This is a genomic window from Mesorhizobium sp. M0060 (assembly GCF_040323155.1).
GTDB lineage: Bacteria > Pseudomonadota > Alphaproteobacteria > Rhizobiales > Rhizobiaceae > Mesorhizobium.
In genome coordinates this window covers 42,923-55,538 of the sequence record NZ_JAMYUP010000016.1, presented here as the reverse complement: position 1 = coordinate 55,538, position 12,616 = coordinate 42,923, and the positions used below count along the sequence as shown (strand labels likewise).

The following is a 12,616-nucleotide window of genomic DNA, read 5'->3' as shown; positions in this document are numbered from 1 at the left end:
CGAGCTCCATGCCGCGCATTTCCATCGGCAGATCGACCATGCCGCGATTCGTCTCTCCCGGACCAGCGCGCCAAGCCGTGCCGTTCGGGTTTCCGAATTGCCAACGGCAGCACGGAACCCTATGTCTGAGCCAACACACAGGCAATGATGAACCCTTCGATGGCACGCGCCTTCCTTTTTGTCCTTGATTCCTTCGGCATCGGCGGCGCGGCCGATGCCGAGCGCTATGGCGACACTGGTTCCAACACGTTCGCACACATCGCGCAGGCCTGCGCGGAAGGCCGCGCCGATCGCGAAGGCTTGCGTGACGGACCGCTTCTCGTACCCAACATGCTCTCGCTCGGCCTCGGCCATGCCGCGGCAACGGCGACGGGTTTCAGGTTCGAGAACGGCGGCAGTGCCCCGCTTGCCGCCGCCTTTCACGGCGCGGCACAGGAGGTTTCGAGCGGCAAGGACACGCCGTCGGGCCATTGGGAAATAGCCGGCCTGCCGGTCCGTTTCGACTGGGGTTATTTCCCGGACACGATTCCTGCCTTTCCAGCCGAGTTGACCGAAGCGATGGTGCGCGAAGGGAAGGTGCCCGGCATTCTCGGCAATTGCCATGCCCCGGGCACCGAGATCATCGAACGGTTCGGCGACGACCATATCCGCACCGGCAAGCCGATCTGCTACACCTCGGTCGACTCCGTCCTGCAGATCGCCGCGCATGAGGTTCATTTCGGCCTGGAACGGCTTTACGACTTCTGCAAGGTGGTGCGCGGGCTGGTCGATCCGCTGAATATCGGCCGCGTCATCGCGCGGCCGTTTGTCGGTGAAACCGCCGCCACGTTCGAGCGAACGCATAATCGTCGCGACTATGCGGTACCGCCGCCGGAACCGACACTGCTCGACCGGCTGACGGCGCGCGGCAGCCGGGTTATCGCGGTCGGCAAGATCGGCGACATTTTCGCCCATCGGGGGATCTCGGAAGTCCGCAAGGCTGCCGGCAACATGGCGATGTTCGACAAAGCGCTTGGCGCCATGGAAGATGCCCGCGACGGCGACCTCGTCTTCGCGAACTTTGTCGACTTCGACACCGAGTTCGGGCATCGGCGCGACGTTGCGGGCTACGCCGCCGCACTCGAAGCTTTCGACCGGCGCCTGCCTGAGGCATTCGCACGGCTGAGGCCAGGCGATCTGCTCATTTTGACCGCCGATCACGGCAACGATCCGACGTGGCGCGGCACCGACCACACACGTGAGCGTATTCCGGTTATCGGCACACGGCCGGGTTTCAAAGGCGCAGACATCGGACTGAGGACGACGTTTGCCGACATCGGCGAAACCGTGGCCGAACATCTCGGGCTGGCGCGCGGCCCTTACGGCACCTCCTTCCATGCCACGATAGGCGGCCATGCCTGAGCTGCCGGAGGTCGAGACAGTCAGGCGCGGTCTGCAGCCGGTCCTTGAAGGTGCCTGCATCGTCGGTGTCGAGGCACGCCGGCCCGATTTGCGGTTTCCGTTCCCCGAGAGATTTTCGGAGCGGCTGACCGGCAAGACGATTGCAGCGCTCGGCCGCCGCGCCAAATATCTGACGATGCACCTGGACAACGGCCCTGTGCTGATCTGCCATCTCGGCATGTCGGGTTCGTTTCGCATCGAAACGGCCGACGAGAGCGCAACACCCGGCGCGTTCCACTACGAACGTTCGAAAAACACCACTCACGATCACGTCGTCTTCGATGTAGCATCACCTGCCGGCGTCCGCTCTCGCGTGATCTTCAACGACCCACGCCGCTTCGGGTTCATGCTGTTTTCGGAAGGGGAGCCCGACATGCATCCGATGCTGGCGGGATTAGGCGTCGAGCCTACAGGCAATGCACTGGACGGCGCGCTGCTCGCTTCGCTGCTGAAAGGTCGCAAGTCACCTCTGAAAGCGGCACTTCTCGACCAACGGCTGATCGCCGGGCTAGGCAATATCTACGTCTCGGAAGCGCTTTGGCGGGCCGGCCTGTCACCGCTGCGCGAAGCGGGCACCCTCGCGAGAGCCGGCAAGAAAGCCAAAGAACAGAGCGAACGCCTGGCCGAGGCAATCCGCTCGGTCGTCGCCGATGCGATAGCCGCCGGCGGCTCGTCGTTGCGCGATTATATGCAGACCGATGGATCGCTGGGCTACTTCCAGCATTCCTTCGCGGTTTATGATCGCGAGGGCGAGGCCTGCTCCAAGCCTGGTTGTGGCGGCCACATCGAGCGTATCGTGCAAAGCGGTCGCTCGACCTTCCACTGCCGGACCTGTCAGGCTTGAACCAGAAGCGAGGAGGAGCAAGCATGGGCTACGAAACCATCATCGTCGAAACCCGCGGCAAGGTCGGGCTGATTACGCTGAACCGGCCGCAGGCGCTCAATGCACTGAATTCACAAGTGCTGGCGGAACTGGTCGCGTCGGTGAACAGCATGGGCGCAAATGCCGACATCGGCGCCATGGTCATCACTGGTTCGGAAAAGGCTTTCGCGGCAGGTGCCGATATCAAGGAAATGCAGTCGATCTCCTATGTGGATGCCTATCTGCAGGATTTCTTCGTCGGCTGGGAAGAATTTACGCGGGCACGAAAGCCGATCATCGCGGCGGTGGCGGGCTACGCGCTGGGCGGCGGCTGCGAACTGGCGATGATGTGCGATTTCATTATCGCCGCCGACAACGCCAAGTTCGGCCAACCCGAGATCACGCTGGGTGTCATGCCCGGCATGGGCGGATCGCAGCGACTGACCCGCTTCGTCGGCAAGTCGAAGGCGATGGATATGTGCCTGACGGGGCGAATGATGGACGCAGCGGAGGCCGAGCGTTCCGGCCTGGTCTCGCGCGTCGTGCCAGCCGGCGAGTTGATCGAGGAAGCGCTTAAGGCCGCAGCCAAGATCGCCGGTTTTTCCTTGCCATCGGTGATGATGGCAAAGGAAGCCGTAAACCGCGCCTATGAGACGACGCTCACCGAGGGCCTGCGGTTCGAGCGTCGGCTGTTTCACTCGCTGTTTGCGCTGGATGACCAGAAGGAAGGCATGGCGGCCTTCACCGGCAAGCGGAAGCCGAATTTCACGAACCGATGAAATGACGAAGGCACCGGTCAAAAAGAAAGCGCTGCAGCGTTGACGCGCCGGAAAAGCTGAACTATAAGCCGCACCAACCGAGGCGGCCCTGTGGCTGCCCGTTTGTTTTTTGCGCCCCGCGGTATCCCGCAAGCGCCTACCAGATCAGAAGAGAGGCACCATGGCCAATACCTCCTCGGCCAAAAAGGCAACGCGCAAGATCGCCCGTCGCGCAGCGATCAACAAGAACCGCCGCTCCCGCGTCCGGACCTACATCCGCCAGGTCGAAGAGGCGCTCGCGGCCGGCAACAAGGCGGCCGCACAGGCTGCCTTCAAGGTGGCCGAGCCGGAATTGATGCGCGCCGCGACCAAGGGCGTGGTGCACAAGAACACGGCATCGCGCAAGGTGTCGCGGCTGGCCCAGCGGGTCAAGGTGCTGTCAGCCTAGACACTTTTCCCTGAACTGCCCTTCCTAAAACCCGGCCGATCGCGCCGGGTTTTTTCGTTTGCCGGCAAGTACTTAAAAGAAAGCCCGCAAACGGTGCTCCACGTGCATTTCAAAGTTCGAAATGCTTTGCCGGCATATACATGCCCGCTGATATTCGCAGCCGCCGAAACCGCCAATGCGAAAATTTCCGAGCATCACAGATTACCGCTTCTTTTCAGAGGCTTACCGATGGTGATCCACAGCTTGTTCACATCGGCTGCGGCAGATAGGCGACAATTGGCTGTCAAGTGAATTATTTCAGAAAATTTCGCGTTGTGCGGCCTTTTTCATATTCGCCGGAAAAGGGTTTGAATCACAATGGCTTTGTCAAAATCAGTTGTTGCAGCATGACGTCCGAACCGCCCCTTGCTAGTCAGATTCCTTAAAAATCCGTTAGGGGTGGCCTTGCCCTATCCACAGCGATTTCGGTAATGTCTGTCTATCGAAGGGACGGGCCCTTGGCCCTTGACCAGCCTGAAACCGGCCAGCTCAAATTGGCAGAGTTTACAACGCGGATTCAACTCCGCGGACGGGTTGGTTTGTCTTTTCGATACGGTAGGGGACTGGCGTAATTGTACATGGCAGGTTGACGGTGCGCCGGCGGTTTTTCGCCGGACGACATTTTATTGTCCTGACATGACCAAGGCGGATCGGCTCTTGGAGCCGGACCGATAACGAGGCGATTCATCAGCCGGCGGCGGCGATAGTGTCGCAGCGAAGACACGGTCGCCGGAAACATGGATGCAGGAGGCGCATCCCCGGCGGAAAACAGGTACAAGAGACAAGGAACTCGATCATGCAAAGCGGCGGCATCGAAAGGGAGCTTACGGGCGACCTCCCATTTCCTGGAACGTTAATCGGAAGGAACGACATGGCGGCTTCCAATGAAGCTGAACAGAAGTTCGATCGGGTCAAGGCCCAGCTGAAGGCGCGTCTGGGAACCGAGGTCTATTCGAGCTGGTTCGGGCGCATGAAGGTCGCTGAATCCTCCAAGGGCATTGTCCGCATCTCGGTGCCAACCGCATTCCTGCGTTCATGGATCAACGGCCACTATCTCGATCTCATCGCCGAGTTGTGGAAGCACGAGGATCCGGAGATCCTCAAGATCGAGATCGTCGTTCGCACCGCCACACGCCAGGGCCGCAACAGCGTCGAGCCAGAAGTGGCCCCGGCCCGCAAGATGACCAGGCAGACGCAAACCGCGCTCTCTGCGGGCACGGCGAGCCCCAGCAGGGTCGAGCGGGTCTCTGCACCCCGCCCGGGGATGCCGGCAGAGACCGAGTTCCGGCACAATGTGCTCGGTTCGCCGCTCGATCCACGCTACACTTTCACCTCTTTCATCGAGGGACCATCGAACCGAGTGGCTTTTGCCGCCGCCAAGGCGGTCGCGGAATCGCAGTCGAGCGCGGTGCGTTTCAATCCGCTCTTTCTTCACGCGACGGTCGGGCTGGGCAAGACGCATCTGTTGCAGGCGATCGCCGCAGAATCGCTGAAGCAGAATCCGAAATCGCGGGTCGTTTATCTGACGGCTGAATATTTCATGTGGCGGTTCGCCACCGCGATCCGCGACAACAACGCACTGACGCTGAAAGAACAGCTGCGCGACATCGACCTCCTCATCATCGACGACATGCAGTTCCTGCAGGGCAAGTCGATCCAGCATGAATTCTGCCATTTGATCAACATGCTGCTCGACAGCGCCAAGCAAGTGGTGGTCGCTGCCGACCGGCCGCCGTCGGAATTGGAATCGCTGGAGCCGCGCGTCCGCTCGCGCCTCAACGGCGGCGTCGCGCTGGAAATGTCGGCCCCGGATTTCGCCATGCGCATCGGTATGCTCAAGCTCAGGCTTGCCACCGCCAAGCTCGACGATGCGTCGCTCGATATTTCCGAAGAGATCCTCAACCACGTCGCCCGCACGGTGACCGGCAGCGGGCGCGAGCTCGAAGGTGCCTTCAACCAGCTTTTGTTTCGCCAATCCTTCGAACCGCAGATCACTATCGACCGCATCGACGAGATCCTCGGCCACATCTATCGTTCGGGCGAGCCGAAGCGGGTGCGTATCGAGGACATCCAGCGCATTGTCGCGCGCCACTACAACGTGTCGAAAACCGAACTTCTGTCCAACCGGCGCACACGCACCATCGTCAAGCCGCGGCAGGTCGCTATGTATCTGTCGAAGGTGATGACGCCGCGCTCGCTGCCGGAGATCGGGCGGCGTTTCGGCGGCCGCGACCATACGACCGTGCTGCACGCGGTCCGCAAGATCGAGGATCTTTCCGGCGTCGACAACACGCTGGCGCAGGAACTCGAATTGCTGAGAAGGCTGATCAACGACCAGGCCTGACGGCCCGAAAAACGCCGGCTCGCGGACTTCGGCCTTTTTATCCCGAGAAAGCCCTTGCAGCCGGCCCGAACCGGTAGCGCGGGCTTGCGTTTGCCGGGTTTTTCCTGTCAGTTTACGCAGATTCTGAGCCTGTTCAGACCTTTCGCGGGGCGCCGCTTGTCGGAGACCCGTTCATTCATTCAAGCGAGCCTGTTTCGTCATGCGTGTTATCCTGGAACGGTCAAACCTCCTGAAGTCGCTCAACCATGTTCACCGCGTGGTCGAGCGGCGCAACACCATTCCGATCCTGTCGAACGTGCTGCTCAGCGCCGAGGGGGCCAGCCTTGAAATGAAGGCAACCGACCTCGACCTGGAGGTGACCGAAGCAACGCCGGCAAAGGTCGAGCGTGGCGGGGCGACGACGGTTCCGGCGCATCTGCTCTACGACATCGTGCGCAAGCTCGCCGATGGCGCGGAGGTGCTGCTGAAGACCGACGAAGACGGCAACGCCATGACGGTGACGTCCGGGCGCTCGAGCTTCCGCCTCCAATGCCTGCCGCAGTCCGACTTTCCCGAACTTTCAGCCGGGTCGTTCTCGCATATTTTCCGGCTCGATTCCGTCGGGCTAAAGGGCCTGATCGAGAAGACCCAGTTCGCCATCTCGACCGAGGAGACGCGCTATTATCTGAACGGCATCTATCTGCACACGCACGAGACCGGCGGCAAGTTGAAGTTGCGCTCGGTCGCGACCGACGGCCATCGGCTGGCGCGCGCCGAGATCGATGCGCCGGCAGGCTCCGAGGGCATGCCTGGCGTCATCATCCCGCGCAAGACGGTCAGCGAGCTGCAAAAGCTGGTCGATGATCCCGACGTTGCAGTGACCACCGAGCTGTCGGACACTAAGATCCGTTTCACCATCGGCAGCGTCATCTTGACCTCCAAGCTGATCGACGGCACTTTCCCGGACTACCAGCGCGTCATTCCGACCGGCAACGACAAGAAGCTGATTATCGATCGTCAAAGTTTCGCCGCTGCCGTCGATCGGGTTTCGACCATTTCCTCCGAACGCGGCCGGGCGGTGAAGCTTTCGATCGCCGAAGGCCAGGTCACGCTTGCGGTCAACAACCCGGATTCGGGCAGCGCCACCGAGGAATTGGCGGCCGACTATTCGTCCGATCCGATCGAAATCGGCTTCAACGCCAAATACCTGCTCGACGTTGCCGCGCAACTGACCGGCACGGAGGCGAAGTTCATGCTGGCAGATGCCGGTTCCCCGACGCTGATCCACGACATGGCCGACGAGACCGCGCTCTACGTGCTGATGCCGATGCGGGTGTAGGGCCCGAACGGGGCCATCTTGCTGTCGTGACCGGATCTGCAAAACAGCAGCAAACCCATATTAGTAAGCTTACACTTACGAATTTCCGCAACTATGCGGCACTGGCAATCGACCTTGATCCCGGCGCTGTGGTTTTCTCCGGCGACAATGGCGCCGGCAAGACCAATCTGCTTGAAGCGATCTCGCTGCTCACGCCAGGCCGCGGCCTGCGCCGCGCACCCTATGCCGAGGTGGCGCGCGAAGGCGGCGACGGTGGCTTTGCGCTACATGCCCGGCTTGACGGGCCGGACGGCCAGGTCGAGATCGGTACCGGGATTGCAGGCAGCGATACCGCCGGCGAAGGCGGCAGGCGGGTGCGGATCAATGGCGCGGCGGCGCGCTCAGCCGAAGACATGCTGGAATGGCTGCGCGTCGTCTGGCTGACACCGGCCATGGACGGCCTGTTCCCTGGGCCGGCCGCCGACCGTCGGCGCTTCCTCGACCGGCTGGTGTTGGCGATCGATCCCGGCCACGGCCAGCGCGCGCTTGAGTACGAAAAGGCAATGCGCGGCCGCAACAGGCTGCTCGCTGAAGGTTCGCGCGACGGTGCCTGGTTCGATGCGATCGAGATGCAAATGGCCGAGACCGGCGTGGCAATTGCCGCGGCGCGTGCTGAACTGGTGCGCCTGCTCGCCGCCATGATCGACCGTCTGCCCGGCGACGGACCGTTTCCGCAAGCCGACATCGGCATCTCGGGGGAACTGGAAGGCGAAGTTGGCATTTCACCGGCCGTCGACGTCGAGGAACGGTTCAGGCGCATACTCGCCGAAGGGCGCGAGCGCGACCGCACCGCCGGACGCACGCTCGACGGCCCGCACCGTTCCGATCTCGTAGTGCGCCACCGGCCCAAGGCAATGCCCGCCGAACTCTGCTCGACCGGCGAGCAGAAGGCGCTGCTGGTCGGCATTGTCTTGTCGCATGCGCGGCTAACCGGCGAGATGTCGGGCATGACGCCGATCCTGCTCCTCGACGAGATCGCCGCCCATCTCGACGGCGGCCGGCGCGCGGCCTTGTTTTCGATCCTGGAGGAACTGAACTGCCAGGCTTTCATGACCGGGACCGATGCCGCGTTGTTTGACAGCCTCAAGGGACGCGCGCAGTTCCTGACCGTCGATCACGGCAAGGTCAGGCCGACCATTTGAACTTCGTCAATGGCGCATTTCTGGGCCGCATGCATTGACGCCTGACAAGTTTTTTCCTCCGTTATATGGTCCGGCGATGATCACAGCCGCCCTCACCGACGAAGAGCTCGAACGCTACGCCCGCCACATCGTGCTGCCCGAAATCGGCGGCGCCGGCCAGCAGCGGCTAAAGCGGTCGCGGGTGCTGGTCATCGGCGCCGGCGGATTGGGAGCGCCGGTGCTCGAATATCTCGCCGCCGCAGGGATTGGCACACTCGGTATCGTCGACGACGACGTCGTTTCGCTTTCCAACCTGCAACGACAAGTGATCCACGCCACGGGCGATGTCGGCATGGCGAAAACCGACAGCGCCAAGGCAGCGATCCTCCGCATCAATCCAAACGTCGTCGTGGAAGAGCACAATTTCAGGCTGACCGCGGACAACGCCCCTGCCCTCATCGCCCGTTATGACATCGTCGTTGACGGCTCCGACAATTTCGAGACACGCTACGCGGTGGCCGACGCCTGCGCCGCGGAAAGCCGGCCGCTCGTGCATGCCGCCGTTGGCCGCTTCGACGGCTCGGTGACGGTGCTGAAGCCGTTCGAAAGCGGCCCGGACGGCACGTTGAACCCAAGCTACCGCGATCTTTTTCCCGAACCGCCGCCGCCGGGACTGGTGCCGTCCTGCGCGGTGGCTGGCATTGTCGGCGCGCTGACCGGGGTCATCGGGACGCTGCAAGCCATGGAGGCAATCAAGCTGGTCACCGGGATTGGCGAGCCGCTGGTCGGGCGACTGCTGCTCTACGATGCGCTGGCGGCACGCTTCGACACGATCCGCTACAAGCGAACTAACCGGTGAGCCTGCCTGCCGACGTTTCCATTGTGCAGCTTGGGGCCGATTTCGAGCGTTGGGACGAGGTCTTGGCACTGGTCATGCGCGCCTTCGCCTTCATGGACGGCGTTATTGATCCACCGTCCTCGGCGCATCGGCTCACCGTCGAAAATCTTAGGGCTAAAGCGCTGGAGGAGACAGGATTCCTGGCGCTGAAGGAAAGCGAGATCGTCGGTTGCGTCTTCGTCCTGGAGCGGGCAGACGACTTCTATGTCGGAAAGCTCGCGGTCGTGCCGGCTCTTCAGGGACAAGGCATCGGAAAACGGCTGATGCAGGCTGTCGAAGATCTTGCCCGTAGCCAGAACAGGACCGCCATCGAGCTCCAGACCCGGGTCGAACTGACCGGAAACCACGCTGCCTTCGCCCGCCTCGGCTTTCGCGAAACCGAACGGACAGCGCACAAAGGTTACGACCGGCCGACCTCAATCACCATGCGCAAGGTGCTTTTGTAAGCAAACGCTATCCAAAAGCGAGCAGGCAGCTGCCGCGACCAGAATTCGCTGGCACGATGGCCGGTCACGCCCGCAGCGGCAGCACACGGTCGGGCGGACGATGGCCGTCGAAGAAGGCGCGGATGTTGATGATCACCTTCTCACCCATGTCGATGCGGCCCTCGAGCGTCGCCGAACCCATATGCGGCAACAGCACGACCTTGCCTTTGTGGGCGAGCTTCAGCAGTTTGCTGTTCAGCGCCGGCTCGTGCTCGTAGACGTCGAGGCCGGCGCCGGCGATCTTGCCGTCATGGATGAGCTTGACCAGCGATTCCTCGTCGATGATATCGCCGCGCGCGGTGTTGACTATGTAAGCGGACGGTTGCAGAAGCGCCAGCCGCCGTGCCGAAAGCAGATGGAAAGTTGCCGGTGTCGAGGGGCAATTGACCGAGATAATGTCCATGCGGGCAAGCATCTGGTCGAGGCTTTCCCAATACGTGGCTTCCAACTCGTCCTCGATTGCCGGCAGCACGCGGTGGCGGTTGTGGTAGTGGATCGAGAGGCCAAAGGCCTTGGCGCGCCTGGCGACGGCGGTGCCGATGCGACCCATGCCGACAATGCCGAGCCGTTTGCCCCAGATGCGACGGCCGAGCATCCAGGTCGGCGACCAGCCCGCCCATTTCTTGTCCCCGGTCAGCACGTTGGCGCCTTCGGCCAGCCGTCGCGGCACGGCCAGCATCAGCGCCATGGTCATGTCGGCCGTATCTTCGGTCAGCACGTTCGGCGTGTTGGTGACGGTGATGCCTTTCTTGGCCGCTGCCGCAACATCGATCTTGTCGACGCCATTGCCGAAATTGGCGATCAGCTTGAGGTTATCGCCGGCCTGGGCAATCAGCGCCGCGTCGATATTATCGGTCACGGTCGGAACCAGCACGTCGGCCTCCTTGACCGCCGCCACCAGTTCCGGCTGCGTCATCGGCCTGTCCTCGACATTCAACCGGGCGTCGAACAACTCGCGCATGCGGGTCTCGACCGGGTCTGGCAACTTGCGCGTGATAACGACGAGGGGCTTCTTTTTGCCTGCCATTGTTTCCTCGAACCCGATCTCGTTGAGACCTCTTTAACCAAGAACAGCGAAACTGAGAGCTGATCGCGGTACCAGTCATCCATGTAACAAGCGGTTCCGCCGAAGACAAAGAAAAAGGGCGCGAGGCCGATGGGCCGGCGCCGAAAGGAACGAAAGTGTCTGGTTTCGCGTCGCTTCGCCTGACCCTCAGTGCAGCATTGCTCGGCGCTCTCATCTATAGCCCACTGGTGATGGCGCAAAGTGCGGCGGCACCCGCCCAGAGCGTCACGCTCGGACCAAGCGGCTTGCCGCTGCCGCGCTTCGTCAGCCTGAAATCCGGCCGCGTCAACTCGCGCGTCGGTCCGGGCGTCAACTATTCCGTCGACTGGATGTATATGAAGCCAGGCCTGCCGATGGAGATCATCCAGGAGTTCGATACGTGGCGCCGCGTGCGCGATGCCGACGGCTCGGAAGGCTGGATCAATCAGTCGCTGCTTTCGGGCCGCCGCACGGCGATCGTCGCCCCCTGGCAGCGCGGCAAGGACGCGCGCGTCAACCTCCTCGACGACCCTGCAAAAGATGCAGGCGTCATCGCGATCCTCGAACCGGGGGTGATGGGCACAATCCAGTCCTGCGATGGCCAGTGGTGCGAAATGACCTTCGACGGCCATACCGGCTGGCTCGCCCAGTCGCTCGTCTGGGGTGCCTATCCCGGCGAAAAGGTCAAGAACTGACCTTTCCGAACCGGAGGTCAGGCCAGCGCTGCAAGCACCGGATCCGACGTTTTGTTTCGCTGATCTTCGGTTCGGAGATGGTCTAGCGGCCGATGCGGCCGAGATGGGTGTCCTGGAAACTGCTGGACAGCTTCAAGCCATAGCCCAGAGCACGGTCGATGGCGATGTGGACGATCCAGATCAGCGCAATAGCTGTCGCCATTGCATTGTCAAAGACGCTGCCGACAAGCGCCAGCAGAACGGGCAAGATCAGTATGTGCAAGGCGTTGTAGGCAACGGCCCCGACGCGCGGCCCCGCCATGTAACCCAGCATCGACAGGTCGGGCGCCAGAATGAGCACAGCAAATAGCCACCAGGAAACACCGGCCATTGCATATAAGACAAGAGCTGCCACCGCGACGGCGACCCATTCGAGCCGGAGCGTCAAATCCAGGAATTTCATAAGGCGCCGGTCAGTCGCAGCGTTTCGGACGCAGTCTCACCACGATATCGACATTGGCGATCTCCATGCCTTCCGGCGGTTCCGGCAGGTTGGAGACCGTCACCGGGCCGCTGTCGATATCGAAGATCCTGTTTTCGCCTTCGATATAGAAATGATGGTGATCGGAGGTGTTGGTGTCGAAATAGGTCTTCGATCCCTCGACGGCGAGGATGCGCAGAAGACCGGCTTGGGTGAACTGGTGCAGAGCATTGTAGACGGTGGCCAGAGACACCGGCACGCCGGCGGCAAGCGCCTCCTCGTGCAGTTCCTCGGCCGAAAGATGGCGGTCGCCCTTGGCGAAAAGCAGATCGGCCAGCGCGATGCGCTGGCGTGTCGGCCTCAGACCGGCTTCGCGAACCCGCTTGTCCACAGTGACATTATCCTTCCGGCAACCCAGATCCATCTATCCGTCGCGCTCACCGTTTCGCCTCAGACACGTCCAAAATGGCAGAAATAGAGCATCTGCCGAAACTGGACGTGTCCCTGACATATATTCTGTCGGCCGAATGCGATCAATAGCGCGCATTGACCCGGGCAGACGGGCAGGTTAAGCGCAAACGCCGGTTTCCGGCCTCAAACAGATTGTGTTAGGAAACCATCAGCAAGGGCGCCTATCGCCCGGGACGATCACGGGGACGAGATT

Annotated in this window: 13 protein-coding genes; 10 read left to right on the top strand and 3 right to left on the bottom strand. The window is 61.9% G+C overall.

Going from position 1 to position 12,616, the window contains the following annotated elements:
* Window positions 1–159 precede the first annotated feature (159 nt).
* From NKJ94_RS17440 to NKJ94_RS17400, 9 genes are all read left to right on the top strand, one after another.
* The gene (locus NKJ94_RS17440; RefSeq protein ID WP_352526733.1) at window positions 160–1,401 is read left to right on the top strand and encodes a phosphopentomutase; all 1,242 of its coding nucleotides are present in this window, start codon (window positions 160–162) and stop codon (window positions 1,399–1,401) included.
* Entirely contained in the window at window positions 1,394–2,284 is an 891-nt protein-coding gene (gene mutM, locus NKJ94_RS17435) for a bifunctional DNA-formamidopyrimidine glycosylase/DNA-(apurinic or apyrimidinic site) lyase (protein ID WP_352526731.1), read from the top strand. Before NKJ94_RS17440 ends, mutM begins: the two co-directional genes overlap by 8 nt.
* A gap of 23 nt (window positions 2,285–2,307) precedes the next feature.
* A complete protein-coding gene (locus NKJ94_RS17430; protein WP_352526730.1) occupies window positions 2,308–3,081 on the top strand; it encodes an enoyl-CoA hydratase in 774 nt (257 codons plus the stop codon).
* Window positions 3,082–3,241: 160 nt separating this feature from the next.
* The gene (gene rpsT, locus NKJ94_RS17425) at window positions 3,242–3,508 is read left to right on the top strand and encodes a 30S ribosomal protein S20 (RefSeq protein WP_352526728.1); all 267 of its coding nucleotides are present in this window, start codon (window positions 3,242–3,244) and stop codon (window positions 3,506–3,508) included.
* An 835-nt stretch (window positions 3,509–4,343) separates the two neighbouring features.
* Entirely contained in the window at window positions 4,344–5,891 is a 1,548-nt protein-coding gene (dnaA, locus tag NKJ94_RS17420; protein WP_502896014.1) for a chromosomal replication initiator protein DnaA, read from the top strand.
* Window positions 5,892–6,090: 199 nt separating this feature from the next.
* Entirely contained in the window at window positions 6,091–7,209 is a 1,119-nt protein-coding gene (gene dnaN, locus NKJ94_RS17415) for a DNA polymerase III subunit beta (RefSeq protein ID WP_352526725.1), read from the top strand.
* Window positions 7,210–7,235: 26 nt separating this feature from the next.
* Window positions 7,236–8,390, top strand: coding sequence for a DNA replication/repair protein RecF (recF, locus tag NKJ94_RS17410; protein WP_352526723.1), 1,155 nt, complete (start codon window positions 7,236–7,238; stop codon window positions 8,388–8,390).
* 76 nt (window positions 8,391–8,466) lie between these two features.
* Window positions 8,467–9,228, top strand: a complete 762-nt coding sequence (locus tag NKJ94_RS17405; RefSeq protein ID WP_352526721.1) for a molybdopterin-synthase adenylyltransferase MoeB — start codon at window positions 8,467–8,469, stop codon at window positions 9,226–9,228.
* A complete protein-coding gene (locus tag NKJ94_RS17400) occupies window positions 9,225–9,713 on the top strand; it encodes a GNAT family N-acetyltransferase (RefSeq protein ID WP_352526719.1) in 489 nt (162 codons plus the stop codon). The genes NKJ94_RS17405 and NKJ94_RS17400 overlap by 4 nt, the downstream gene beginning before the upstream one ends.
* Window positions 9,714–9,777: 64 nt before the next feature.
* Here NKJ94_RS17400 and NKJ94_RS17395 read toward each other — a convergent pair whose 3' ends face one another.
* Window positions 9,778–10,779, bottom strand: coding sequence for a 2-hydroxyacid dehydrogenase (locus NKJ94_RS17395; RefSeq protein WP_352470076.1), 1,002 nt, complete (start codon window positions 10,777–10,779; stop codon window positions 9,778–9,780).
* Between the two features lie 155 nt (window positions 10,780–10,934).
* Between NKJ94_RS17395 and NKJ94_RS17390 the strand changes: the two genes are divergently transcribed.
* The gene (locus NKJ94_RS17390) at window positions 10,935–11,492 is read left to right on the top strand and encodes an SH3 domain-containing protein (RefSeq protein ID WP_352526718.1); all 558 of its coding nucleotides are present in this window, start codon (window positions 10,935–10,937) and stop codon (window positions 11,490–11,492) included.
* An 82-nt stretch (window positions 11,493–11,574) separates the two neighbouring features.
* Here NKJ94_RS17390 and NKJ94_RS17385 read toward each other — a convergent pair whose 3' ends face one another.
* Together NKJ94_RS17385 and irrA are read right to left on the bottom strand one after the other, a co-directional pair.
* On the bottom strand, window positions 11,575–11,934 hold the full coding sequence (locus NKJ94_RS17385; protein ID WP_352526717.1) for a DUF4260 domain-containing protein: 360 nt from the start codon (window positions 11,932–11,934) through the stop codon (window positions 11,575–11,577).
* Between the two features lie 10 nt (window positions 11,935–11,944).
* On the bottom strand, window positions 11,945–12,376 hold the full coding sequence (irrA, locus tag NKJ94_RS17380) for an iron response transcriptional regulator IrrA (RefSeq protein ID WP_352526715.1): 432 nt from the start codon (window positions 12,374–12,376) through the stop codon (window positions 11,945–11,947).
* Between the last annotated feature and the right edge of the window lie 240 nt (window positions 12,377–12,616).